The organism is Acidovorax sp. T1 (assembly GCF_002176815.1).
In the GTDB taxonomy this organism is placed as follows: domain Bacteria; phylum Pseudomonadota; class Gammaproteobacteria; order Burkholderiales; family Burkholderiaceae_C; genus Acidovorax.
In genome coordinates this window covers 2,586,619-2,611,188 of sequence record NZ_CP021648.1, presented here as the reverse complement: position 1 = coordinate 2,611,188, position 24,570 = coordinate 2,586,619, and the positions used below count along the sequence as shown (strand labels likewise).

Sequence of the window (24,570 nt, the reverse complement as noted above, 5' to 3'; positions counted from 1 at the left end):
CCGCCGGGGTTGCGACCCGGGGTCGATTGCCATGGGTCCGGCCCGAAATAAATGCTGGATGATTGATCCGGAACCTTGCGGTTTTAAATACTGATCAGCCAGGCGCCAGATTGCTCACACACAGGCCGCCACGGCGGTGCCGCTGAGCACGGCGCCTTCGAGCGTGGCGGGGTAGGGGCCTTGCACATAGTCGCCGCAGGCGCTCAGACCCGGCAGCACCTGCGGGCCGGGCCGCTCCAGGCCGGGGGTGCAGGCAAAGGTGGCGCGCTTTTCCACCACGGTCTGCACGGGCTGCAGCGTGGGCAGCGCGAGTTGCGCGGCGGCCTGCTGCAGCACTTGTTGTTCGACGCGGGCGCGGTCGCCATCGCTGGCGCTGACCACAAAGGCCAGCAGCCCGTGCTGGCCGTCGAGCTGGCCCCGGTCAAATACAAACTGCGCGGGGTGCTGCGCCGTGTTGCGCAGCGCCAGCATGGGCCGGGGCAGGCGCGCGCCGTGGGCGTGGGCATACGTTGTGGTGATGGCTTCAAAGCGCAGCGCGCTGGCAGCGGCGCTCCAGCGGCGGGCCTGTGTCGGCGCGTCCGGTCCGCACAGCCCGCCCAGCCCGGGCAGGTCTGCCAGGCCCTGCACCAGACGGCTGGCTTCCCATGAGGGGCAGGCCAGGGTGATGTGGTCAAACACCGCGGGCGTTGCGGCGTCGTCGGCACTGCCGCCGGTGCACACCGCCTGCCAGCGTCCGCCCGGCAGCGGCTGCAGGCGTTGCACGCGTTGCCCGGTGACGACCTGGCCGCCGTGGCGCTGCAGCCAATGGGCCGCCGCCTGGGGGAACAGCGCTCCCAGATCAATGCGCGGCAGCAGCAGGTTGGAGCCGCCCCGGCCACTGAACAGGCTGTCTTGCAGCACGCGCAAAAACACCTGGCCGCTGGCCGCGCGCGCCGGGGTGTTCAGGGCCGACACACACAGCGGGTCGATGAACTCGGCCATCAGGCGCGGGGTGAGCGCGGCGCACAGCTGGGCTACCGAAGTCTGCGGCGCGCAGCGAAAGCCGCGCAGTTGCCAGGCCGTGGCCGTGCGCAGCAGCGCCAGCTTGTCGCGCCAGTGCCAGCCTTGGGCGCGGGCAATGCCCAGCAAGGCATCGAGCGGCGGGGGCAGGTCGGGCAGTTGCAGCCCCTGGCCATCGGGAAACCGCAGCGTGAGCGGCAGGCGTAGCAGGGCCAAATCCGTATCGACTCCCACCAGCCGCATCAGGCGCAGGCTCTCGGCATAGGCGCCAATCAGGATGTGCTGGCCGTTGTCGAGAGTGACCGGCGTGCCGTCCGGCAACGTGGCGGACACAGCCCGCGCCCGCCCGCCCACGGTGCGCGCCGCCTCGAACACGGTCACCTGCCGGCCCGCCTGCGCGTGCGCAATGGCGGCGGCCATGCCGGCCCAGCCGGCCCCGATGACGGCGACTTTCATGAACGGTGACTACATCCGGCCCAGCGCCTGCACCTTCCACGCCAGCCAGAACTTGCGCAGCGGCGTGAGGCGGATGCGCTGGTGCAGCACCTGAAAGTTCTCGTGCTCGATCTCGCGCAGCAGCGTGCGGTAGATGCTGGCCATCATCAGGCCCGGCTTTTGCGCGCGGCGGTCGGCGTCGGGCAGCAGGGCAAAGGCCTCGTCATACAGGCGGTGCGCGCGTTCGGCCTGAAAGCGCATCAGCGCGGTGAAGCGGTCGGAATACTGGCGCTTCAAAATCTCGTGCGCCTTCACATCAAACTGCTGCAGCTCGCTCACGGGCAGGTAGATGCGGCCCAGCATGGCGTCTTCGCCCACGTCGCGGATGATGTTGGTGAGCTGAAACGCCAGGCCCAGCCGGTGCGCGTATTCGGTGGTGCGCGCGTCGGTCTGGCCAAAGATGCGCGCCGCCACCTCGCCCACAACGCCCGCCACCAGGTGGCAATAGCCCTTCAGACCCGCAAAGTCGAGGTAGCGCGTTTGCTCCAGGTCCATCTGGCAGCCGTCAATCACCGCCTGCAGGTGGTGCGGCTCGATGCCGTAGTCCAACGTGTGCGGCATCAGCGCCTGCATCACCGGGTGCGTGGGCTGGCCGGCAAAAGCCTTGGCCACCTCGGCCTGCCACCAGGCCAGCTTGGTGCGGGCCACGCCGGGGTCGCTCACCTCATCGACCACATCGTCCACCTCGCGGCAAAACGCATAAAACGCCGTGATGGCCGCGCGGCGCGGCGCGGGCAAAAAGAGAAAGGCGTAATAAAAGCTGCTGCCCGAGGCCACGGCCTTTTGCTGTACGTACTGCTGCGGTGTCATGGGGCGAGATTGTCACACGGCGCACAGTGCCGACCGGGGTAACGGGGTTTGAGGTGTTTTTGGCTGCTAGCGCTTATGGGGTAAGCGCTAGCAGCTATTGAATTGGTAGTGCTGACGGTTCAGCACTCCACCACATTCACCGCCAGCCCGCCGCGCGAGGTTTCTTTGTATTTGGCCTTCATGTCGGCGCCGGTCTGCATCATGGTTTTGATGACCTTGTCGAGCGAGACCACATGCTGGCCGTCGCCGCGCAGGGCCATGCGGGCGGCGTTGATGGCCTTGATGGCGCCCATGGCGTTGCGCTCGATGCAGGGGATTTGCACCAGGCCGCCCACGGGGTCGCAGGTCATGCCCAGGTTGTGCTCCATGCCGATCTCGGCGGCGTTCTCGATTTGCTCGGGCGTGCCGCCCATCACGGCCGCCAGGGCGCCGGCGGCCATGGAGCAGGCCACGCCCACCTCGCCCTGGCAGCCCACCTCGGCGCCGGACAGGGATGCGTTTTCTTTGTAGATGATGCCGATGGCGCCAGCGGTGAGCAAGAAGGTGGCGATGCCGTCCTCCTTGGCCTCTTTGGCGCCCTGCAGAAAGTTGACGTAGTAGTGCAGCACGGCGGGGATGACGCCCGCCGCGCCGTTGGTGGGCGCGGTCACCACGCGGCCGCCGGCGGCGTTTTCTTCGTTGACGGCCATGGCATACAGGTTGACCCAGTCGAGCATGGCGAGCGGGTCGCGCAGCGCGGCCTCGGGGTGGCTGCTGAGGTTTTTGTGCAGCTCGGCGGCGCGGCGGCGCACCTGCAGGGGGCCGGGGAGCTGGCCAGTGGCGGCGCAGCCGCGCTGCACGGCGCCGGCCATGGTCTGCCAGATGGCCATGAGCTGGCGGCGCACTTCGGCGGCGCTGCGCCAGTGCGCTTCGTTGGCGGCCATGAGCTGGGCCGGGGCGAGGCCGGTGGCGTGGCATTGGGCCAGCAGTTCGGCCCCGGTGCGAAATGGATGGGGCAGGCCCTGGCCGTGGCCTGCGGCGTCGGGCTGCGCGGTGGCGGCGGTGTTGAGCACGCGCTGGCCTGCGGCGTCGATCACAAAACCGCCGCCGACCGAGTAGTACTCGCGGGTGGCGATCTCATGGCCCTGCGCGTCGAAGGAGTGAAAGCACAGGCCGTTGGGGTGCAGCGGCAGGCTTTTGCGGCGAAACAGCAGGTGGTCTTTTTCGATGAACGGCACGGTGCGTTCACCCAGCAGGGCCAGCGCCCCGCTGCTGCGGATCTGCGCGATGGTGGGCGCGATCTGCGCGGGGTCGATGCGGTCGGGCTCATGCCCCGCCAGGCCCAGCAGCACAGCGCGGTCGGTGCCGTGGCCTACGCCGGTGGCCGAGAGCGAGCCAAACAGTTCCACGGTGACGCCGTGCACCGCCGCCAGCCCCAAGGTGGCCTGCAGGTGGCAGGCAAACTGGCGCGCGGCAATCATCGGCCCCACGGTGTGCGAGCTGGAGGGGCCGATGCCGATCTTGAAAAGATCGAAAACGCTGACGGAGGTGGTGGGTGTGGTGGGCGTGGACATGGTGGAGAGGCTAACCGGGCGGCAGGGCTGCAGGGCTGCAGGGCTGCAGCATGCGCGCAATCCTTTTTTGTGGGGCGTAGCCTGGGGTGCAACCATGGCGGCTGGCAGGTTGATTGCTTCAGTTTTTATAGCTGCTGGCGCTTTCTGGATAAGCGCTAGAGGCTATTTTTGCTAAAAATTTGGTGGCTGGGCGCAGCGCACATGTCAGATCGCCTTGCCGCCCATGAATCTTTCTTACATTACCAGCGCCCGGCCCAGCATGACCAACCAGTCCCACGCATGCAGGCGCGGGCGGGTGTGCAGGCTGGCGCCGCGCAGGGCATCGACCTTGTCGAGAATGCGCAGGCCGCCTTGCACCACCAGGCGCAGCTCCCAGCCCGCGCGGCCGGGCAGGCGGAGCACCAGGGGCGCGCCCTTTTGCATGAGGGTGCGGGCCCAGCGGGCGCAGTCGGCAATCAGCAGCACGTTGTTGGGGGTGCTGTGCAGCGCCAGCAGGTCTGCCGGGCCCGCGCCGTGGCGGGCGCAGTCGGCGTGCGGCAGGTAGTGGCGGCCACGGGGAATGTCCACGCTCAGGTCTTGCCAGAAGTTGATGAGCTGCAGGGCGGTGCAGATGGCGTCGCTTTCGTCCAGGGCCTGGGCACCGGTCACGCCATACAGATGCAGCAGCAGGCGGCCCACCGGGTTGGCGGAGCGGCGGCAATAGGCCAGCAGCTCGGCGCGGTCGGCGTAGCCCTGGGCGTCGCGGGTTTTTTGCACGTCCTGGATGAAGGCGCTGAGCAGGTCGTCGAGCAGCGGCACCGGCAGCGCGTGCTGGCGCAGCGTGGCCTGCAACGGGCCGAACACGGCGGCCCAGCGCGCTGCGGGGGGCTGGCCGGCGGCCACGCGGGCCAGTTCGGCACGGTAGGCGGCCAGGTCAGCCAGGCGCTGCGCGGGCGTGGCGTCGCCCTCGTCGGCGATGTCGTCGGCCGTGCGGGCAAAAGCGTAGATGGCGGCGATGGGCTGGCGCAGGTGCGGCGGGCACAACAGCGAGGCGACGGGAAAGTTTTCGTAATGCGTGACGGGCGCGGCCACCACCGGTGCAGGCGGCGGTGCCGTTGCGCCGCCGTGGGGCGTGGCGCTGGGCGGGGGTGGGGAGGGGGGGCGTGGGTTCACGGCCGGGATTGTCGCTTGACATTGTCAGGGCGACCCCCTAGATTACTAACCGGCCAGTCAGTAAAAAGTTTGCGGTTGGGTTGCCTTGCCCCGACAAAAGTGGGGACGCGCTGTGGGGCGGCGCTTGAGGCCGGCACATGTTGTGCAGGGCAGCCCCCGTTCCTACTCCCGGATTTCTCATGCGCACATCCTTCGCCTGGCGGCCGTCGCTGCGGTATCTGTTTCTTGTGGCCTCTGCTGCGTTGCTGGCGGCGTGTTCCCGGCCGGCGCCGCCCGAAGAGCCCGTGCGCTCGGTCAAGCTGCTCACGGTGGGGGTGGGGGCGTTGCAGACCAGCCTGGAATATGCGGGCGAGGTGCGGGCGCGCACAGAGTCGCGCCTGGGCTTTCGCGTAGCGGGCAAGATCGTGCAGCGCCAGGCAGAGCTGGGCCAGCGGGTGCGCGCCGGGCAGGTGCTGGCGCAACTCGACCCGCGCGACTACCAGCTGGCCACCGATGCCGCGCGTGCGCAGCTGGCAGCGGCCACCACGCAGCGCGATCTGGCGGCGGCCGATTTCAAGCGCTACCAGACACTTAAGGACCAGAATTTCATCAGCGGCGCCGAGCTGGAGCGGCGCGATGCCACGCTCAAGGCCGCGCAGGCCGCGCTGGACCAGGCGCGGGCGCAGTTGTCGTCGCAGGGCAACCAGACGGCCTACACCACGCTGGTGGCCGATGTGGCGGGCGTGGTGACGGGCATCGAGGCCGAGCCGGGCCAGGTGGTGGCGGCGGGCACGCCCGTGGTGCGCATTGCGCAAGACGGCGCGCGCGATGTGGTGTTTGCCGTGCCCGAAGACAAGGTGGCGCAGATCCAGCCCGGCCAGGAGGTGGTGGCGCGGGTGTGGTCGGGTGGCGCGCAGCTGGCGGGCCGGGTGCGCGAGGTGGCGGCCAGTGCCGATGCCGCCACGCGCACCTACCAGGTCAAGGTGGCGCTGGAAGGCAGCGAGGTGCCGGCCCTGGGTGCCACGGTGTATGTCACGCCCAAGGCATTGAGCCACGCGGGCGTTGCGGCCATCAAGCTGCCGACCAGCGCGCTGCGCCAGGAAGGGCAGGCCACGGCGGTGTGGGTGTACGACCCGGCCACCGGCACGGTGAAGTCGCAGGTGGTGCAGATTGCCACGGCCGATGGCAACGATGCCGTGGTGGCGTCGGGCCTGGCGCCCGGCATGCAGGTGGTGGCCACCGGCGTGCATGTGCTTTCGCCGGGGTAGAAGGTCATGGTTTATCAGCCAAAAACGGCTGTAGCGCCCGTACCTAAAGCGCAGACAGCTACAAATTCAGTAGCTGTTCAGGCAACGCCTGCCGCCTCGGCAGCGGCTGCGGCCTCTTCCGCAAAGTAAGGCTGGCCATGACCCAAGGACAACCCAAAGAGGGGTTCAACCTCTCCAAGTGGGCACTCGACCATCCGGCGCTCACCCGCTATCTCATGGTGGTGTTGATGCTGCTGGGCTTTGCGGCCTATTTTCAGCTGGGGCAGGACGAAGATCCGCCGTTTACCTTTCGGGCCATGGTGGTGCGCACCTACTGGCCGGGCGCCACGGCGCAGCAGGTGGCCGAGCAGGTGACCGACAAGATCGAGCGCACCCTGCAGGAGGTGCCCTACGCCGACAAGATCCGCAGCTATTCCAAGCCCGGCGAGTCGCAGATCATTTTCCAGATCAAGGATTCGTCCAGGGCCAGCGAGGTGCCCAATGTCTGGTACACGGTGCGCAAGAAGGTGGGCGACATGCGCTACACCTTGCCGCAGGGCATTCAGGGCCCGTTCTTCAATGACGACTTTGGCGACGTGTATGGCGTGATCTACGCGCTGGAGTCGGAAGGCTTCAGCTACGCCGAACTAAAAGCATTTGCCGACGACGCGCGCCAGCAACTGCTGCGCGTTCCCGATGTGGCCAAGGTGGAGCTGTTTGGCGCGCAGGACGAAAAGCTGTTCATCGAGATTTCGCAAAAGCGCCTGGCGCAACTGGGCCTGGACATGAACCAGGTGCTGGCCCAACTGGGGCAGCAAAACGCGGTGGAGGGCGCTGGCGCCTTCGAGACCCCGCAAGACCAGGTGCAGGTGCGGGTGGGCGGGCAGTTCAACGCCGTGGAAGACCTGCGCGCCATGCCTATTCGGGGCCCTTCAGGAGCGCAGCTGCGATTGGCGGACATTGCCGAGGTAAAGCGCGGCTATGTGGACCCGGCCGCGGTGAAGGTGCGCCACCAGGGGCGCGAGGTGATTGCGCTGGGCGTCTCGATGGCCAAGGGTGGCGACATCATTGCCCTGGGCAAGGCATTGCATGGCGTGACCGGGCGCATCAACGGCGCGCTGCCGGCGGGCGTGAAGCTGGTGAATGTGCAGGACCAGCCCAAGTCGGTGGCCAGCTCGGTGAACGAGTTCGTCATGGTGCTGATCGAGGCGGTGGTGATTGTGCTGGCGGTGAGTTTCATCAGCCTGGGGCTGCACAAGCGCCCCGGCAATCAACCGCTTTGGAAGCGCTGGTACATCGACCCGCGCCCGGGGCTGGTGGTGGGCATCACCATCCCCATGGTGCTGGCCGTGACGTTTTTGGCCATGTGGTACTGGAACATTGGCCTGCACAAGATCTCGCTGGGCTCGCTCATCATTGCGCTGGGCCTGCTGGTGGATGACGCCATCATTGCGGTCGAGATGATGGTGCTCAAGCTCGAAGAAGGCTACGACAAGGTGCGCGCCGCCACCTTTGCCTATGAGCTCACGGCCATGCCCATGCTGACCGGAACGCTCATCACCGCCGCCGGCTTTTTGCCCATCGGCATTGCCAAGTCGGTGACCGGCGAATACACCTTTGCCATCTTTGCCGTGACGGTGATTGCGCTGGTGCTGAGCTGGATCGTGTCGGTGTATTTCGTGCCGTATCTGGGCACGTTGCTGCTGAAGCCTCCGCCGGGCCGCCCCAAGGTGGCTGACGCCCCCTCGGGGGGCAGCGAAGCACACGCAGTGGCGAGCGTGGGGGCAGGCAGCCGACCGCCGCATGTGCTGGCCGCCCAGGCCAGCCAAGGCATCACCGACGACCCGCATGAGGTGTTCGACAGCCCGTTCTACACGGCGTTTCGCCGGCTGGTGCACTGGTGCGTGGAGCACCGCTGGCTGACCATCGGCGCCACGGTGCTCACTTTTGCGCTGGGCATCGTGGGCATGGGCAAGGTGCAGCAGCAGTTCTTCCCGGATTCGAGCCGTCCCGAAATCATGGTGGACATCTGGTTCCCCGAGGGCACATCGTTTGCGGGCAACGAGGCCATCACCCAGCGCGTGGAGCAGCGCCTGCTTGCCGAGCCCGGCGTGAGCACCGTCAGCACCTGGGTGGGCTCGGGCGTGCCGCGGTTTTATCTGCCGCTGGACCAGGTGTTCCCGCAAACCAATGTGTCGCAGTTCATCGTGGTGCCGCAAGACCTGAAGATCCGTGAATCGCTGCGCAAAAAATTGCCGGCGCTGCTGGCGCAGGAGTTCCCGGAAGTGCGCGGCCGCATCAAGCTGCTGCCCAACGGGCCGCCCGTGCCCTATCCGGTGCAGTTTCGCGTGGTGGGCCCCGATCCGCTGGTGCTGCGCGAGCGCGCCGATGAGGTCAAGGCCCAGCTGCGCCAGAACCCCGACATGCGCGGCGTGAACGACAACTGGAACGAATCGGTGAAGGTGCTGCGCCTGGAGGTGGACCAGGCCAAGGCGCGCGCACTGGGGGTGACGAGCCAGTCGATTGCGCAGGCGTCCAAAACCATCCTTTCGGGCACGCAGGTGGGCCAGTTCCGCGAGGGCGACAAGCTGATTGACATCGTGCTGCGCCAGCCAGTCGATGAGCGCAATGCCATCACTGACATCGCCAATGCCTACCTGCCCACGGCCTCGGGCAAGTCGATTCCGCTCACGCAGATCGCCAAGCCCGTGTTCACCTGGGAGCCGGGCGTAATGTGGCGTGAGAACCGCGACTACGCCATCACGGTGCAGGGTGACGTGACCGAGGGGTTGCAGGGCGCCACGGTGACTGCAGCGCTGCTTCCGGCCCTCAAGGAGATCGAGGCCCAATGGCGTACTGCGGGGCAGGGGGGGGTATCGCATTGAGGTGGCGGGGGCTGTGGAAGAAAGCTCCAAGGGCTCGGCGTCGATCGCAGCGGGCATTCCGATCATGCTGTTCATCACTTTCACGCTGCTCATGCTGCAGCTGCACAGTTTCAGTCGCGCGATGCTGGTGTTTCTGACCGGGCCGCTGGGCCTGGCGGGCGTGGCAGCGGCCCTGCTGCTGCTGAACCGGCCGTTTGGTTTTGTGGCGCTGCTGGGGGTGATTGCGCTCATGGGCATGATTCAGCGCAACTCGGTGATCCTGATTGATCAGATCGAGCAGGACCGCGCACGGGGTGTGCCTGCGTGGGATGCCATCGTGGAATCCGCCGTGCGCCGCCTGCGCCCCATCGTGCTCACGGCAGCGGCGGCGGTGCTGGCCATGATCCCGCTGTCGCGCAGCGTGTTCTGGGGGCCGATGGCCGTGGCCATCATGGGCGGGCTGGTGGTGGCCACGGTGCTGACGCTGCTGGCGCTGCCGGCCATGTATGCCGCCTGGTTCCGTGTGCGGCGGCCCGCGCCCGGGGTGGCATGACCGCCCGGATTCAAAGGGCCTGCCACATCAGGGTAAAATAGAAGGCTAACCGATTTCACACAGGCGGCTGGCTTAAGTTGGCCGCCTGTTTGTTTGTAGAACCGCGCGGGTGGCGAAATTGGTAGACGCACCAGGTTTAGGTCCTGACGCCAGCAATGGTGTGGGGGTTCGAGTCCCCCCCCGCGCACCACCCATGTGAGACTTTGCGGAACACGGCGCAGCTGCGCTGCAGCCAGCACGATCCACATTCATACGAGGAAGAGCGATGTCCGTTACTGTTGAAACCCTTGAAAAGCTTGAGCGCAAGATCACGCTGAGCCTGCCCCTGACCACCATCCAGACCGAAGTCGATTCGCGTCTGAAGCGCCTGGCCCGCACTGTGAAGATGGACGGTTTCCGTCCCGGCAAGGTGCCCATGACCGTTGTCACCCAGCGCTACGGCTACTCGGTGCAATACGAAGTGCTCAATGACAAGGTGGGCGAGGCTTTTGCCGTGGCGGCCAACGAAGCCAAGCTGCGCGTGGCCGGCCAGCCTCGCATCACCGAAAAGGAAGGCGCTCCCGAAGGCCAGGTTACTTTTGATGCCATCTTCGAGGTGTTTCCTGAAGTCAAGATCGGCGATCTGGCTGGCGCAGAGGTGGAAAAGCTCTCGGCCGACGTGACCGATGCCGCCATCGACAAAACCATCGACATCCTGCGCAAGCAGCGCCGCAGCTTCGCCCAGCGCGCGCTGGACGCTGCGGCACAGGATGGCGATCGCGTGACGGTGGACTTTGAAGGCAAGATCGACGGCGAGCCTTTTGAGGGCGGCAAGGCCGAAGACTTCCAGTTCCTGGTCGGAGAAGGCCAGATGCTCAAGGAATTCGAAGACGCCGTGCGCGGCATGAAGCTGGGCGAAAGCAAGACTTTCCCCCTGGCATTCCCCGCCGATTACCACGGCAAGGACGTTGCCGGCAAGACGGCCGACTTCCTGGTCACCATCAAGAAGATCGAAGCCGCTCACCTGCCCGAAGTGAACGACGCCCTGGCCAAGTCGCTGGGTATTGCCGACGGCTCGGTGGAAGGCCTGCGCGCCGACATCAAGAAGAACCTGGAGCGCGAAGTCAAGTTCCGCCTGCTGGCCCGCAACAAGGCCGCCGTCATGGATGCCCTGGTCGCCAAGGCCGAACTCGACTTGCCCAATGCCAGTGTCCAGGCTGAAATCGCCCGCCTGCTTGAAGGCGCGCGCGCCGAACTCAAGCAGCGCGGCATCAAGGACGCCGACAAGGCCGAAATCCCCGAAGACGTGTTCCGTCCCCAGGCAGAGCGCCGTGTGCGCCTGGGCCTGGTGGTGGCCGAGCTGGTGCGCGCCAATGAACTGCACGCCAAGCCCGAGCAGCTCAAGGCCCACATCGACGAGCTGGCAGCCAGCTACGAGAAGCCCGAAGACGTGGTGCGCTGGTACTTCGGCGATCGCCAGCGTCTGGCCGAAGTCGAGGCGGTGGTCATCGAAAACAACGTGACCGATTTCGTTTTGGGCCAGGCCAAGGTGATCGACAAGGCCGTGTCGTTTGACGAACTGATGGCCCAGGGCTGAGGCCGGGCCGTCGAGCGCGTCCGTTGCGGATGATCTCGCGGTAACCATCCGTCAGGGGCTTGTGCTTTCGTGCACAAGCCCCAATTCATTTCTGGGTACAGTATCTGCTTGACTGGAGAAATAATGAGCGCATTGGAAACACAAGGCCTGGGCATGGTCCCTATGGTCATCGAGCAGTCGGGCCGTGGCGAGCGGTCCTATGACATCTATTCGCGCCTGCTGAAGGAGCGCGTCATTTTCCTGGTGGGCGAGGTCAATGACCAGACGGCCAACCTGGTGGTGGCCCAGCTGCTGTTCCTGGAAAGCGAAAATCCGGACAAGGACATTTCGTTCTACATCAACTCCCCTGGCGGTAGCGTGACGGCGGGCATGTCGATCTACGACACCATGCAGTTCATCAAGCCGGATGTCTCCACGTTGTGCGTGGGTTTTGCCGCCAGCATGGGCGCGTTTTTGTTGGCTGCAGGTGCCAAGGGCAAGCGCTTTTCGTTGCCCAATTCCAAGGTCATGATTCACCAGGTGCTGGGCGGCGCGCGCGGTCAGGCCACCGACATTGAAATCCATGCGCGCGACATCCTGCGCACCAAGGACCAGATGAACCGCATCCTGGCCGAGCGCACGGGGCAGCCGCTGGAAAAAGTCAAGGCCGACACCGAGCGCGACTACTTCCTCACGGCCGACGAAGCCAAGGATTACGGCATCATCGACCAGGTGATTCACAAGCGTTCCTGAAGAGGCCCCTGGCGGCCGCGCGGCGTTTTCCCACAGGGAAGACGCCGTTTTTTATTTGGGTATCATCCCGACAACTTTCCGAAACAAGGCATTGCCCCCATGGCCGAGAAAAAAGGCTCCTCCAGCGAAAAAACCCTTTACTGCTCTTTTTGCGGCAAAAGCCAGCATGAAGTGAAGAAGCTGATCGCCGGTCCGTCGGTCTTTATCTGCGACGAATGCATTGACCTGTGCAACGAGATTATTCGCGATGAGCTTCCGGCTGGTGACCTGGCGCGCGAAGGGCGCAGCGACCTGCCCACGCCGGTGGACATCAAGACCAACCTGGACAACTATGTCATTGGCCAGGAGCAGGCCAAGCGCACGCTGGCGGTGGCCGTGTACAACCACTACAAGCGCCTGCGCCACAAGGACAAGGCCCACAAGGACGACGTGGAGCTGGCCAAGAGCAATATCCTGCTGATCGGTCCCACGGGCTCGGGCAAGACGCTGCTGGCGCAAACCCTGGCGCGCATGCTGGATGTGCCCTTCGTCATGGCCGATGCGACCACGCTGACCGAGGCGGGCTATGTGGGCGAGGACGTCGAGAACATCGTCCAGAAGCTGCTGCAAAGCTGCAATTACGACGTCGAGCGCGCCCAGCGCGGCATCGTCTACATTGATGAAATCGACAAGATCTCGCGCAAGTCGGACAACCCCAGCATCACGCGCGACGTGTCGGGCGAGGGCGTGCAGCAGGCGTTGCTCAAGCTCATCGAGGGCACCATGGCGAGCGTGCCACCCCAAGGTGGGCGCAAGCATCCGAACCAGGATTTTCTGCAGATCGACACCACCAACATCCTGTTCATCTGCGGTGGCGCTTTCGCGGGGCTGGAAAAGGTCATCGAAAACCGCACCGAGGCGTCGGGCATCGGGTTCGGCGCATCGGTCAAGAGCAAGAAGCAGCGTTCGCTGTCAGAAGTGTTCACCGAAATCGAACCGGAAGATCTGATCAAGTTTGGCCTGATCCCCGAACTGGTGGGCCGCATGCCCGTGGTAACGGCATTGGCCGAATTGAGCGAAGACGCGCTGGTGCAGATCCTGACCGAGCCCAAGAATGCGCTGGTCAAGCAATACAGCAAGCTGCTGGCCATGGAAGGCGTGGATCTGGAGATCCGCCCCGCAGCCCTGAAGGCCATCGCCCGCAAGGCGCTGGCGCGCAAGACGGGGGCCCGCGGCCTGCGCTCCATCCTGGAGCAATCGCTGATCGGCACCATGTTCGACCTGCCCAATGCCAGCAATGTCGAAAAGGTGGTGGTGGATGAGTCCACCATCGAAGAAAACAAGCCGCCGCTGCTCGTTTACCGCGAGGCGGCGAAGAAGGCCTGAAACGCCCGGAGCGGGCGCCTTGTCGCTGCCCCCTGAACCATCAACCCCTGCGGCAGCGCGGCTGCGCGCAAGGGTTGAAAATCCCCGCATGTGGACCATATTCCACAGAGTACTTTGAGGATTTCCATGTCCGGACATACCCCCCTGCCAGCCACCCCGATTGACCTGCCGCTGTTGCCCCTGCGCGACGTGGTGGTGTTCCCCCACATGGTCATCCCGCTTTTTGTGGGACGACCCAAAAGCATCAAGGCGCTGGAGTTGGCGATGGAAGCCGACCGCCGCATCATGCTCGTGGCCCAGAAGGCCGCCGCCAAGGATGAGCCGTCGGTCGAAGATATGTTCGATGTGGGCTGCGTCTCCACCATCCTGCAGATGCTCAAGCTGCCCGATGGCACCGTCAAGGTGCTTGTGGAAGGACAGCAGCGTGCGCTGGTGACGTCCATTGCAGATGGAGAGTCCCACTTCACGGCCACCGTGACGCCCGTCGAGCCCGAGCAGGAAAAGCACAAATCCAGCGAAATCGAGGCGCTTCGCCGTGCCGTGATGCAGCAGTTTGACCAGTACGTCAAGCTCAACAAGAAAATACCGCCCGAGATCCTGACCTCCATCTCCAGCATTGATGATCCCGGGCGTCTGGTTGACACCATCGCCGCGCATTTGCCGCTGAAGCTGGAAAACAAGCAGGTGGTTCTGGATCTCTCCGACGTCAAGGCACGGCTGGAGAATCTGTTCGAGCAGCTGGACCGCGAAGTCGACATCCTGAATGTCGACAAGAAGATCCGTGGCCGCGTGAAGCGCCAGATGGAAAAGAACCAGCGCGACTTCTACCTCAACGAGCAGGTCAAGGCCATCCAGAAAGAGCTGGGCGAGGGGGAAGAGGGCGCCGACATTGACGAGATCGAGAAAAAGATCAAGCTGGCCAAGATGCCGGCAGAGGCCCGCAAGAAGGCGGAGGCCGAGTTCAAGAAGCTCAAGCTGATGTCGCCCATGTCGGCCGAAGCCACGGTGGTGCGCAGTTATATCGATGTGCTTACCGGCTTGCCCTGGAGCAAGAAGAGCAAGATCAAACACGATCTGGGCAATGCCGAAACGGTGCTGAACGAAGACCATTTTGGTCTCGACAAGGTCAAGGACCGCATCCTTGAATACCTTGCAGTGCAGCAGCGTGTGGACAAGGTCAAGGCTCCCATTCTTTGCCTGGTGGGGCCACCCGGCGTTGGCAAGACCTCGCTGGGGCAATCGATTGCCAAAGCGACTGGGCGAAAGTATGTGCGCATGGCGCTGGGTGGCATGCGCGATGAAGCGGAAATCCGTGGGCATCGCCGCACCTACATCGGCGCCATGCCGGGCAAGGTGCTGCAGAGCCTTGGCAAGGTGGGGGTTCGCAACCCGCTGTTCCTGCTGGACGAAATCGACAAGCTGGGCACCGATTTCCGGGGTGACCCATCAAGCGCGCTGCTGGAGGTGCTGGATCCCGAGCAGAACCACACCTTTGGGGACCATTATGTGGAGGTCGATTTCGATCTGAGCGACGTCATGTTTGTGGCCACGTCGAACTCCATGAACATTCCGCCCGCCTTGCTTGATCGCATGGAAGTGATTCGTCTGTCGGGCTACACCGAAGACGAGAAAACCAGCATCGCCATGAAATACCTGCTGCCCAAGCAGCTCAAGAACAATGGCGTGAAGAATGAGGAACTCCTCATCACCGAAGGCGCCGTGCGCGATATGGTGCGCTACTACACCCGCGAGGCGGGGGTGCGCTCGCTGGAGCGTGAACTCTCCAAAATCTGCCGCAAGGTGGTGAAGGGGCTGCTGTTGAAAAAGCTGCAGCCGCAGGTGGTGGTGAATGAAGACAATCTGCCGGACTTTCTGGGTGTGCGCAAATACACCTATGGCCGCGCGGAGCAACAGAACCAGGTCGGCCAGGTGGTCGGGCTTGCATGGACGGAAGTCGGCGGCGATTTGCTCACCATCGAGGCGGCCACCATGCCGGGCAAGGGTGTCATTACCCGCACCGGTTCGCTGGGCGACGTGATGAAAGAGTCCGTCGAGGCCGCCCGCACAGTGGTGCGCAGCCGGTCGCGCATGCTGGGCATCAAGGATGAAGCCTTTGAAAAGCGCGATATCCACATCCACGTGCCCGATGGCGCCACACCCAAGGATGGCCCCAGCGCGGGTGCCGCCATGACCACTGCGTTTGTGTCCGCCCTCACCGGAATTCCGGTGCGCGGCGATGTCGCCATGACAGGGGAAATTACCCTGCGCGGTGAGGTCACTGCCATTGGCGGGCTCAAGGAAAAACTGCTGGCGGCATTGCGCGGCGGCATCAAGACGGTGCTGATTCCGGAAGAGAACATGAAGGATCTGCAGGAGATCCCTGACAACGTGAAAAGCGGGCTGGAGATCGTTCCGGTCAAGTGGATCGACAAGGTGCTCGAAGTCGCACTGGAGCGCAAACCTGTTCCATTGACGGATGAAGAAGTTGCGGTGGTGGTGGCGTCGGCCGTGGAAAAGTCGGCTGTGGGCGCGGCCAACGCGGATCCGTTGAAACATTGATGCAAAAATTGCTGGCGCACCCTCAAAATTGCGCTACAATTCATTCCATCGCAGCAAACGTTGTACAATGTAAGGCTTCGGTAAAATGCGGGAATAGCTCAGTTGGTAGAGCGCAACCTTGCCAAGGTTGAGGTCGAGAGTTCGAGACTCTTTTCCCGCTCCAAATTTTGATCCACAGACTTCTACTGGGGTCTGTAGGTCATTGAAAAAAGGAGCTTCGGCTCCTTTTTTCATTCCAGCGAGTGCCACGGAAATCCACCCACAGCTACCGTTTTTGAGTGACCAAATAAGGCACAAGAATATGGGTGGGTTGGCTACCGGATAGTTGCTGGGGCTGAGCGGGAACCATGACGAGCATAGGGCCTAAGTCATTACTTAGGAGTCTCGAAATGGCGCTCTCTGATCTGACCGTCCGGCAGGCGAAGACCACCGGAAAACGCTACACCCTCTCCGACAACGACTGCCTGGGCCTGATGGTCTCAGCCGCAGGCGGCAAGTCATGGCAATTCCGCTACTACTGGCTGGGCAAGCAAAAGCGCCTGTGCCTGGGTGGCTATCCTGCCCTCAGCCTGCGCGAGGCCCGGACCGAGCGGGACAAGGCCCAGGCCCTGCTCGCCAGGGGGATCGATCCCCAGGTCGAGCGCGACCAGAAACGGCACGCGGCCAAGCTGGCGGGCGAATACACCTTCAAGACCGTCTTCGATGCTTGGGTAGAGCATCGCCGCAAGGAACTCAAGGAAGGCCGTCAGAGCACGCTTTCCCAGATCCTGCGCATCTTCAACAAGGACGTGCTGCCCACTCTGGGAAAGATGTCGATCTACGACATTCGTCGCCCCCAGCTCCTGGGCGTCCTGGCGGCGATCGAGAAGCGCAAGGCGTTCACCACCGCCGAGAAAGTCCGCACCTGGTTCAACCAGATGTTCCGATATGCGCTGGTCATCGCCGAGGGACTGGAAGTCAACCCGGCCGCGGACCTGGACGTGGTGGCCGAGCCCAAGCCCCCGGTGGCCCACAACCCCTACCTGCACCTGCCCGAGATGCCCGAGTTCCTTCAGAGGCTCCGGCTCTACAACCCCCGTGGCTGGCAGACCCAGCTTGGCGTCCGGCTACTGTTCCTGACCGGGGTGCGCACCGGCGAACTGCGGTTGGCCGAACCTGAACAGTTCGACCTCGACAGGGGCTTGTGGATCATCCCGCCGCAGATCGTCAAGCAGCTCCAGGACGAAATGCGCAAGGCGGGGAAGCGGCCGCAGGACGTGCCCCCCTATATCGTGCCGCTGTCCCTGCAGGCCATCGAGATCGTCCGCTACCTCCTGGGCGCAATGCGGCCGGCGCAAAAATACCTGCTGTCGCACCGTAGCGAACTCAAGAAGCGCATCAGCGAGAACACTCTCAACAAGGCCTTGCAGCTCATGGGCTACGAGGGGCGTCTGACCGGCCACGGCATTCGTGGCACCATCTCGACGGCGCTCAACGAGATCGGCTACCCCAAGATTTGGGTGGACGCGCAACTTTCGCACTCCGACCCGAACAAGGTGAGTTCGGCCTACAACCACGCCAAGTACGTGGAGCCGCGCCGCCGGATGATGCAGGACTGGGCCGATCGCCTCGACCTGCTCGAACAGGGCGAAGTGGGAGCCGCGAGCGCGCACCTGACCATCCGTATCGACGGGGTGCCGGCGATGGCGGAAGTGGAGGACGCGATGGACGCGGCCCCCGCGGTGGCCGAGCAGGCTCCCTCCGTCGCCCCGCCAGTGGTGGCCACGCCCATCGTCGTGACCCCGAACAGCGGCGGGATCACGTTCCAGCGGCTGTCGCAGGTGCCGCCACCGCCGACGCATGCCCCGGAGCCCGAAGTCTCTGCAATCCAGCGCGAGCGGGAAGAAATGCTGGCCATGTACGAGTCGCCGAACAACCTGCCGGTCCCGCTGTTCGGCAAGCTGGCCGGAAAATCCAAGGACCAGATCAACCGCGAGCTGAAGGCGGGCAAGCTGCTGTCCATCAGCTTGGGCAACCGGGGACAACGCGTTCCCGACTGGCAACTTGTACCGCTCAAGCACAGGCTGGCTCAGGTGCTCATGAATCAGTATCCACACGCGGATTCGTGGGACCTGTACCGCATGCTGACCCAGCCGCACCCTGACCTGGGGGACCGCGCGGCCATTGATACGGTCACGCCGACCAACGTGCCCGCGATCATCCGGGTCATCACGGGCGACTACCAGCACCATGCGGATACGCCCGAGACTATTGCCCCGCACCCCATCCCCGAGGATGTGCGGCAAAGCGTCCGCCGGTTGGTTGATAGCGCAGTGGTGCTTGAGGGTGCCTGACACTCGCGCTTCAACCTATGGCCGCGGGCGCCTGCTACGCAGCGCCTGCCCTGGCAACTTCCATCGCTCTGCGCTCGAACCGCTGAAAAACGGAGTCGGCTTGGGCGTGGGGCCGCTGCAGGTATGTCACGATCTCGTAGGGGCCGTCTGAAAGCGGGCGCATAGTGATCCCCCACGCATGGGCACGCTCAATGCGCGATTGCGCGGAGAGCCCCACTCCGTAGCCAGCGGTGACCCAAAGCGCCATCATCTCGAACGAAGTCACATGCTGAATGCTCTGTTGGCTCAACGGAAGGGAAGACAGTCGCTGATCGAGCAGTAGGCATGCCTCCGTCGGCCAGCGAAACACCGGATAGTCCAGAAGCTCGGCAAGCGTGATTTTCGCCTGGGCAAGTAAGGGGGACCCCAGCGGCATTGCAACGGCCATGTTCTCGACCCAGAGCGGCTGGCTTTTCACGGCCGGAGCACCAGTGTTCCGAAGCGACATTCCAGCGTCATAGCGGCCTTCCTCAAGGCCCGTCATCAGGTCGTCGCCTGAGGTCTCAAAGAACGCGATGGTGACTTCCGGCTCCTCCGCTCGCTGTAGGGCAAGAAGCGTTGTGAGGCAAGAGGATGGCACTCCAGGTGCGATAGCAAGCCTGAAATGGGAAAACTGGCTGGTGGCGTCATGCATGAGGGCCCCCAATAAGCGATCTGTCCAGAAAGGCAAACCAGCGTCGCAGGAAAGAGTGAAGTTTAACGTCGTTATTTTTAACGTGGTTAATTGTGGCAGATTGTTTGACGCTTCTGCTAATGCAGAAATCAACAATTCAGCCAGGCCGTCCTTCTGGCACATCGACGTATGAATCCGAGTCGGCGTTAGCCTTCGGACAGGCCGTGCGCGCTGCGCGCGTCGCTCAGGGAGTCGCGCAAGACGAGTTCGCATCTCGGGCAAGCATTTCGCGTTCTCACATGGGTAAGATCGAGCGTGGTGAGCACGTGCCCACGCTTCCGCTCATACTGAAAATTTCTACGGCACTCGGAATAAGCGCGGCTGACCTGATGACGGCGACCGAACGCAATCTGCGTGCCGACACTGATCCCTGAGTGTCTGGCCTGCCAGGCTTCGTCAACCGTCCGAAGAGTCGCGTAGGCGAACGATAAATCGCTCCACCGAAGCCGATAAATTGCTGCCGTCGGGCCGAAGCAGGTAGGTCGTGATCACGGCAGAATCCATCGCCAAGGGGCGGATCACCACATCCGGCCGTTGGGAGATGGGAATCTTGGTCGCCGTCATGAAGCCGATGCCGTAGCCGGCGCCGACCAAGGTGAGCATCATGTCGAGCGAGGATACTTCCTCGACAACATTCAGCTTGTGCTCCAACGTGTTGAGCAGCCGCTTGAGTTCGCGGCAATAGCCCTCGCATACCTGCGGGTCGCACAGGACAAGTGGATGGCCTTGGAGTTCTTGAAGTGGCACCTCCTTGTAGGTGAGCAATGAGTGTCGAGCTGGCACAGCAATCACCAGCGGGTCGCGCCAGATTGCTTCGGCAGCGATACCGTCGCCGACATCGGCCGTGTGCGCGAACCCGATCATGAAGTCGCCCGAACGCAAGCCACGCACTTGCTCTGCCAGAGGCACCTCTGACAAGCGTATTTCGATCTCCGGCTCCTCGGCGCGACAACGAGCCAGAAATGCCGACAGCCGTGGATCGATAGCTCCATCTGATACTGCAATGCGCAGGCTACCGCGCAAGCCCGCTGCCACAGCCTTGGCGTTTTCACGAGCCTGTTCCAGCACAGTGAATAGACGGCGTACATCTTGCAAGAAGACCGCACCCGCCGCCGTCAGAACTGTTCCTCGCCGGTTGCGGTCGAAGAGCACTACGCCCAACTCGTCCTCAAGTTCCTTGATGGCTCGTGATAGCGGTGGTTGTTCGATATGCAGGCGCTCAGCCGCCCGCGTGAAATGTAGCTCCTCAGCAAGAACTACGAAGCAGCGAAGATGGCGCAGCTCCATAGGCCACCCTCCCGTTCCGACTTATCCAACACTGTGCTATCTCCCTATAGAAGTGACTGCCATTCTGGCGGCGGCGAGTTCGGCCACGTCTTTGGAAACTTCTGGCTGAATGAGCCAGGGCTGGGTTGATCGTGCGATGGCCCGAGGCCGGCACAACACCAGGCGAGCCTGATCAAGTCCGTGGGGTGGTCAGGATCAGACGAAGGCTATGTCCAGCCATGCACGTCAATGGACGCCGTGCATCGCCTCCGTCCGACCCTTGGTCGATTGCGAACCAGGCGCCCGAACACGCCTGCGGTTGATCATCACCTGCGGATGCTGAGGCTCTGCTCCTGGCCCGAGCCAAGGCAAGTACCCCGTCCCCCGATGGCCAGGTCAAATTCCCCCACCCTTGGCCACCCCAAATTCCCCCAGGCAGGACGGTCGGATTATGACGACTCGGGTGTGATGGCGATGCGTGCAGCGGCCTCCTTGAGGCGGTAGCTCTTGCCCTCGAACTCCAGCATCGCGCAGCGGTGCATGAGGCGATCCAGGATGGTGCTGGCCATGGTGGCGTCGCCGAGGTATTTGCCCCAGTCCTGCACCACGCGGTTGGACGTGATGAGAACAGCGCGGCGCAGCTTGTAGCGCTGGTGCACGATGGCCTGTAGGACTTCAGCGGCATGCTCGCTGATGCGTCTGGCCAGGAACAGGTCATCGAGGACGAGCAGGTCCGGCGCGACCCAGTCCTTGAGCAGCTCGGTGCGCTCTGCCGTAGTGGCCAGCGCGTAACGGGCGAACTCGGTGTCGGCTTCCAGGTAACGCACGTCATAGCCCTGCAGCGTGGCCTGGTAGGCCACGGCCTTGGCCACATGGCTCTTGCCGGTGCCCGGCTTGCCGATGATCAGCGCGTTGGCCCCCTCGCCGATGAACTTCAGGGTGTGCAACTCGAAGCAGGCGCTGCGCGGCAGCTTCGGGTTGAAACGCCAGTCGAAGTCAGCCAGCGAGGGGCGCTCATCCAGACCCGAGCGCTTGAAGCGGCGCTCGGTCAGGCGAGAGCGCCGGCGGTCCAGCTCGTCTTGCAGCATGGCGGCGAAGGTCTCCAGGAAAGGCTGCTGGGCGGCCTGGGCCTGCATCACGCGGGTGGACAGGGTCTCGGCGATGCCGGACAGGCGCAGCTCGCGCAGCGCGCGTTCGATCTCGATCATGTTCATGGCTGAACTCCCGGTGCGTTGGTGGTGTTGTTGGTGGTGGTGGTGGTGGTGGTGGTGGTGTTTGCCGTGGCGGCGGCGAGCGCGAAGAGATCGCTGTACTCCTCAGCGTCTCGGATGAGCTCATGCTGCTGCGTCAGCGCGTGGGCACCGGCGGCGGGTGCTTCGCCGCAGGTAGCCTCGATGGCCGCCATCGCCTGGGCAAAGAGGGCTTCGGTCAGCGCCAGCACGCGCTTGTAGCTGTAGACCCCTTGCTCCAGGGCCTGGGCGCAGGCGGCATTGATGCAGTGCGCCGGGTAACGGCGCATGAGTCCCACAATGCCCCAGAGCTTGCGCTGCCCGACACGACCCTCGATGGCAAAGAGCAGCTCACACAGCCGGCTGGCGTGCTCACCAATCTCGCCGGCCTGACGCAGGATCAGGCGGGTCTCGCGAGACGGATTGAACACCCGCTCCTCCATGGGCAGAATCACCGTGCCGGGACGCTCGGCCTTGGCGTGGGTGCGCAGCAAGGCACGGGTGTGCATGTCACGAATCTCGATGCGCTGGGCGTAGATGCGCACCAACACCTTGGAGCCGATGTTCGCCGGGCGAGCGGCGTAGCTGCTGTGATCCACCCGCACACAGCTGTCGTCGCAGACGGTGCGCACCGCCTCGTCGAAATACTGCATTCCCAGCACTGGCAGGGGTTTGAGGTGGCTGCGCTCTTCCTCGAACATGGCCTGCACCTGGCGTCGCTCGGTGCCGTGGATGCGCTTGGATGCCCAGCTCTTCTCCCAGTGCGCCAGGAACTCGTTCTGGGCCTCGATGGACTCAAAGCGCCGGCCCTTCAAGGCCGTGGCCTGGGTATGGCCGATGGCATGCTCCACCGTGCCCTTGCGGTTGGGGTCTCGCACCCGCGCCGGGTCGGCCACCACGCCGTAGTGCGCCAGGGCGGCGGCGTACACCGGGTTGAGATCGGGCTCGTACAGGTCGGGCTTGAGGACGCCTTCCTTCAGATTGTCCAGCACCACGTACTGGGGGCAGCCCCCGAAGTACCGCAGGGCCCGCTCGTGCAGCTCGGCCCAGATCTGCTGGCTGGACTTCCAGACCACGCACCGGAAACTGGCACGGGAATACCGCAAGGTGGCCACGAACAGGCGGGGCTTGCGGTACCGGTCGCTGCCGGGCACGCGGGTGGGCGCGCCCTCGCCGTAGTCCACCTGCATCTCCTCGCCGGGCAGGAAGGACAGGCGATCGAACTGCTCGGGCTCCTTGTGCCGCAACTTTGCACAGAAGCGTTTGACCGAGTTGTACTGGCCATCAAAGCCGTGCTGGTCGACCAGGTCCTGGTAGATGGCCGTGGCGTTTCGCTTCAGCCGCAGCTGGGCTTCGATGAACTCGCGCCAGGGTTCGCACAGGGAGGTGGCCACCGGCCCAGGAGCCGGTGGCCAGGGTGGGGGAATTTGACCTGCCGAGCCGGTGGCCACCCCGGGGGAATTTGACTGCAGTTGCTCCAGCCAGCGCTGGTGGTAGCTCCTGACCGTCTTGCGGTCGATGCCCGTGATGCGGGCGATCTCGCGTTGCGATGTGTTGCGCTCCAGCAGTGTCTCTATGGTGGCGCGTTGGTTGGACTTCAAGACATTCACTCCTTGGCCTTCCCTCGGGGAAGACTGGATCAATGTCCTGCCAACAGGTGCCGACGACGCCGGCGTTAAACCCCTATCCCCGATCAGTTCAGGTGGGGGAGTTTGAGGTGGCCATAGACGGGGGAATTTGGGTGGCCATCAGGGCCCGTCAAAATCACAACGCCTTGGGGCAGCAGGCAAATGCCGGCGAAAATATTCGCCGGCTCCAGTTGCTGGCCGGGGACCTGCGGAGCCAGAATGCCTCTCACCAGAAAGTGTGAGACATCCTGATGCTTAGCCCGCGCCGGATGCTTACTGCCGCACTGAACCATGCGGGTCGATGACGTACTTGTATGCAGAACCCGCGTCGAACTCCTTGTACGCGGCGGGCGCGTCTTCGAGCTTGATGAACTTAGTGTTCATCATCGGCGAAAGGTAAGGCATGCGATCGTTCAGTATCGCCCGCATTAACGCGTGGTTGTAGTTGGCCGTCGGAGATTGACCAGCCGACATTCGCGGCGACTTGATCCAGGCGTTGGACCATTCCAGATCCATATGGCCTTTCTTGGCTTTCGGGTCTTTCGAGATCGGGTTTGCGCAGTACACACCGACCGTACTGGTCATTCCGCCGAAGCGGACATATTTGAGCATTGCGTTGGTAACAGCGCTCTCCACGATCTTGTCAGCCTCCGCGCCAAACCCGCGGCAGTCCACACCAACATAGTCGATGACGCGATCCACCTCCCTGTGCCCGGTAATGCGTTCGAGATGCTCCTCGATCGGCACGCCGTCGGAAAGGTTGATGGTTTCCACGCCGTGTGGCTTGAGAAGGTCCAGCCGCTCTTGAATGTAATCGGCAACGATGATGGCGCCTGCACCCAGAAGTCTGGCGCAGGCGGCACCCGCTCTGCCGACCGGCCCGGCACCGAAGATCAGGATGTTCTCGCCGACGACGTAGGCCGGTGCGGCTGGCCAGTCTGGGCCAGCGAACCCATGGAAAGCTGTGGGTAGTACGTCAGAGAGAAGGGTCAGATCGCGGATTTTTTCCATGGCGGCATCCTTGTCAGGGAAGCGAAGGAGATTGAAATCCGCATACGGTACGAAGAGATAATCACCTTGGCCCCCCGTCCAGCCACCGAGGTTGAACCCGTAGGCTCCGCAGTCGATTTCGGGGTTGGTGTTCTCGCATACATCGGAGCGCATATGCTTGCAGTTGTAACAACGCCCACACCCCACATTGAAGGGAACGGAAACGATGTCGCCCTTCTTCACGACTTCGACGTCTGATCCCACTTCGATCACTTCGCCGGTCATTTCATGGCCCATGGTCATTCCCTTGGGAACAGCAAACAAACCGCGATAAATGTGAAGGTCGCTGCCACAGATATTTGTGGTAACTATTTTGAGGATAGCGCCATGGGGTGCGCTTTTCCCTTGAGGGGTTATCAGCTCTGGAAATTTGAAGGTGTTGACCTTCATTTCCAAGGGCTTCTCGAAAGTCACGATTCGGTTACCGGTCGGAGTCATTTCGTCACCTCTGTGCGTTAATGTTTCCAT

16 protein-coding genes, 2 tRNA genes and 2 pseudogenes are annotated in these 24,570 nt (G+C 63.6%); 11 read left to right on the top strand and 9 right to left on the bottom strand.

Features of this window, described 5'->3' with window-relative positions; genetic code table 11:
- Nucleotides 1-114: 114 nt before the first annotated feature.
- The 4 genes from hpnE to hpnC form a co-directional block, all read right to left on the bottom strand.
- Complete coding sequence (hpnE, locus tag CCX87_RS12275) at nt 115-1,455, bottom strand: hydroxysqualene dehydroxylase HpnE (protein ID WP_087746563.1); 1,341 nt, start codon at nt 1,453-1,455, stop codon at nt 115-117.
- Nucleotides 1,456-1,464: 9 nt separating this feature from the next.
- Nucleotides 1,465-2,304, bottom strand: coding sequence for a presqualene diphosphate synthase HpnD (gene hpnD, locus CCX87_RS12270; protein WP_087746561.1), 840 nt, complete (start codon nt 2,302-2,304; stop codon nt 1,465-1,467).
- 119 nt (nt 2,305-2,423) lie between these two features.
- Nucleotides 2,424-3,857, bottom strand: a complete 1,434-nt coding sequence (locus CCX87_RS12265) for an L-serine ammonia-lyase (protein WP_087746559.1) — start codon at nt 3,855-3,857, stop codon at nt 2,424-2,426.
- 234 nt (nt 3,858-4,091) lie between these two features.
- The gene (gene hpnC, locus CCX87_RS12260; RefSeq protein WP_087748308.1) at nt 4,092-4,928 is read right to left on the bottom strand and encodes a squalene synthase HpnC; all 837 of its coding nucleotides are present in this window, start codon (nt 4,926-4,928) and stop codon (nt 4,092-4,094) included.
- Nucleotides 4,929-5,188: 260 nt separating this feature from the next.
- Between hpnC and CCX87_RS12255 the strand changes: the two are divergent.
- The 9 genes and pseudogenes from CCX87_RS12255 (at nt 5,189) to CCX87_RS12215 (ending at nt 18,217) form a co-directional block, all read left to right on the top strand.
- A pseudogene (locus CCX87_RS12255) lies at nt 5,189-6,385 on the top strand (efflux RND transporter periplasmic adaptor subunit).
- Between the two features lie 8 nt (nt 6,386-6,393).
- Nucleotides 6,394-9,652 (top strand): annotated as a pseudogene (locus tag CCX87_RS12250) (efflux RND transporter permease subunit).
- Nucleotides 9,653-9,755: 103 nt separating this feature from the next.
- Nucleotides 9,756-9,842: transfer RNA gene (locus CCX87_RS12245), tRNA-Leu, on the top strand.
- Nucleotides 9,843-9,917: 75 nt separating this feature from the next.
- Nucleotides 9,918-11,228: a trigger factor gene (tig, locus tag CCX87_RS12240; protein ID WP_087746556.1), complete on the top strand. Its 1,311-nt coding sequence runs from the start codon at nt 9,918-9,920 to the stop codon at nt 11,226-11,228.
- A 123-nt stretch (nt 11,229-11,351) separates the two neighbouring features.
- On the top strand, nt 11,352-11,960 hold the full coding sequence (gene clpP / locus CCX87_RS12235; protein WP_086911962.1) for an ATP-dependent Clp endopeptidase proteolytic subunit ClpP: 609 nt from the start codon (nt 11,352-11,354) through the stop codon (nt 11,958-11,960).
- A 99-nt stretch (nt 11,961-12,059) separates the two neighbouring features.
- Nucleotides 12,060-13,325 carry an ATP-dependent Clp protease ATP-binding subunit ClpX gene (clpX, locus tag CCX87_RS12230; protein WP_087746554.1) on the top strand — a complete coding sequence of 422 codons (1,266 nt, stop codon included), beginning with the start codon at nt 12,060-12,062 and terminating at the stop codon, nt 13,323-13,325.
- 126 nt (nt 13,326-13,451) lie between these two features.
- Entirely contained in the window at nt 13,452-15,884 is a 2,433-nt protein-coding gene (gene lon, locus CCX87_RS12225; protein WP_087746552.1) for an endopeptidase La, read from the top strand.
- Between the two features lie 87 nt (nt 15,885-15,971).
- Nucleotides 15,972-16,047, top strand: a tRNA-Gly gene (locus CCX87_RS12220).
- Nucleotides 16,048-16,273: 226 nt separating this feature from the next.
- Nucleotides 16,274-18,217 carry a tyrosine-type recombinase/integrase gene (locus CCX87_RS12215; RefSeq protein ID WP_023435196.1) on the top strand — a complete coding sequence of 648 codons (1,944 nt, stop codon included), beginning with the start codon at nt 16,274-16,276 and terminating at the stop codon, nt 18,215-18,217.
- A 34-nt stretch (nt 18,218-18,251) separates the two neighbouring features.
- Here CCX87_RS12215 and CCX87_RS12210 read toward each other — a convergent pair whose 3' ends face one another.
- Entirely contained in the window at nt 18,252-19,052 is an 801-nt protein-coding gene (locus CCX87_RS12210) for a substrate-binding domain-containing protein (protein ID WP_442857469.1), read from the bottom strand.
- Between CCX87_RS12210 and CCX87_RS12205 the strand changes: the two genes are divergently transcribed.
- Complete coding sequence (locus tag CCX87_RS12205; protein WP_009459591.1) at nt 19,010-19,303, top strand: helix-turn-helix domain-containing protein; 294 nt, start codon at nt 19,010-19,012, stop codon at nt 19,301-19,303. The genes CCX87_RS12210 and CCX87_RS12205 overlap by 43 nt on opposite strands.
- Before the next feature lie 22 nt (nt 19,304-19,325).
- Here the strand turns inward: CCX87_RS12205 and CCX87_RS12200 are convergent, their stop codons facing one another.
- From CCX87_RS12200 to istA, 3 genes are all read right to left on the bottom strand, one after another.
- Nucleotides 19,326-20,216, bottom strand: a complete 891-nt coding sequence (locus CCX87_RS12200) for a LysR family transcriptional regulator (protein ID WP_023435198.1) — start codon at nt 20,214-20,216, stop codon at nt 19,326-19,328.
- A 428-nt stretch (nt 20,217-20,644) separates the two neighbouring features.
- Nucleotides 20,645-21,409 (bottom strand): IS21-like element helper ATPase IstB, encoded by a 765-nt coding sequence (gene istB / locus CCX87_RS12195; protein ID WP_056269326.1) that lies wholly within the window; start codon nt 21,407-21,409, stop codon nt 20,645-20,647.
- On the bottom strand, nt 21,406-23,034 hold the full coding sequence (gene istA, locus CCX87_RS12190) for an IS21 family transposase (RefSeq protein WP_087744503.1): 1,629 nt from the start codon (nt 23,032-23,034) through the stop codon (nt 21,406-21,408). Before istA ends, istB begins: the two co-directional genes overlap by 4 nt.
- A 32-nt stretch (nt 23,035-23,066) precedes the next feature.
- Between istA and CCX87_RS12185 the strand changes: the two genes are divergently transcribed.
- On the top strand, nt 23,067-23,294 hold the full coding sequence (locus CCX87_RS12185; protein WP_087746547.1) for a hypothetical protein: 228 nt from the start codon (nt 23,067-23,069) through the stop codon (nt 23,292-23,294).
- Nucleotides 23,295-23,325: 31 nt separating this feature from the next.
- Here the strand turns inward: CCX87_RS12185 and CCX87_RS12180 are convergent, their stop codons facing one another.
- Nucleotides 23,326-24,540, bottom strand: coding sequence for a glutathione-independent formaldehyde dehydrogenase (locus tag CCX87_RS12180; protein WP_087746545.1), 1,215 nt, complete (start codon nt 24,538-24,540; stop codon nt 23,326-23,328).
- Between the last annotated feature and the right edge of the window lie 30 nt (nt 24,541-24,570).

What these genes read in the sequence shown, in the direction of transcription:
- CCX87_RS12215 (WP_023435196.1), top strand. Translation starts at nt 16,274, where the DNA reads ATGGCGCTCTCTGATCTGACCGTCCGGCAGGCGAAGACCACCGGAAAA.
- CCX87_RS12210 (WP_442857469.1), bottom strand. Translation starts at nt 19,052, where the DNA reads ATGTGCCAGAAGGACGGCCTGGCTGAATTGTTGATTTCTGCATTAGCA.
- hpnE (WP_087746563.1), bottom strand. Translation starts at nt 1,455, where the DNA reads ATGAAAGTCGCCGTCATCGGGGCCGGCTGGGCCGGCATGGCCGCCGCC.
- clpX (WP_087746554.1), top strand. Translation starts at nt 12,060, where the DNA reads ATGGCCGAGAAAAAAGGCTCCTCCAGCGAAAAAACCCTTTACTGCTCT.
- tig (WP_087746556.1), top strand. Translation starts at nt 9,918, where the DNA reads ATGTCCGTTACTGTTGAAACCCTTGAAAAGCTTGAGCGCAAGATCACG.
- CCX87_RS12200 (WP_023435198.1), bottom strand. Translation starts at nt 20,216, where the DNA reads ATGGAGCTGCGCCATCTTCGCTGCTTCGTAGTTCTTGCTGAGGAGCTA.
- istB (WP_056269326.1), bottom strand. Translation starts at nt 21,409, where the DNA reads ATGAACATGATCGAGATCGAACGCGCGCTGCGCGAGCTGCGCCTGTCC.
- CCX87_RS12180 (WP_087746545.1), bottom strand. Translation starts at nt 24,540, where the DNA reads ATGACTCCGACCGGTAACCGAATCGTGACTTTCGAGAAGCCCTTGGAA.
- CCX87_RS12265 (WP_087746559.1), bottom strand. Translation starts at nt 3,857, where the DNA reads ATGTCCACGCCCACCACACCCACCACCTCCGTCAGCGTTTTCGATCTT.
- CCX87_RS12185 (WP_087746547.1), top strand. Translation starts at nt 23,067, where the DNA reads ATGTCCTGCCAACAGGTGCCGACGACGCCGGCGTTAAACCCCTATCCC.
- lon (WP_087746552.1), top strand. Translation starts at nt 13,452, where the DNA reads ATGTCCGGACATACCCCCCTGCCAGCCACCCCGATTGACCTGCCGCTG.
- clpP (WP_086911962.1), top strand. Translation starts at nt 11,352, where the DNA reads ATGAGCGCATTGGAAACACAAGGCCTGGGCATGGTCCCTATGGTCATC.
- hpnD (WP_087746561.1), bottom strand. Translation starts at nt 2,304, where the DNA reads ATGACACCGCAGCAGTACGTACAGCAAAAGGCCGTGGCCTCGGGCAGC.
- CCX87_RS12205 (WP_009459591.1), top strand. Translation starts at nt 19,010, where the DNA reads ATGCAGAAATCAACAATTCAGCCAGGCCGTCCTTCTGGCACATCGACG.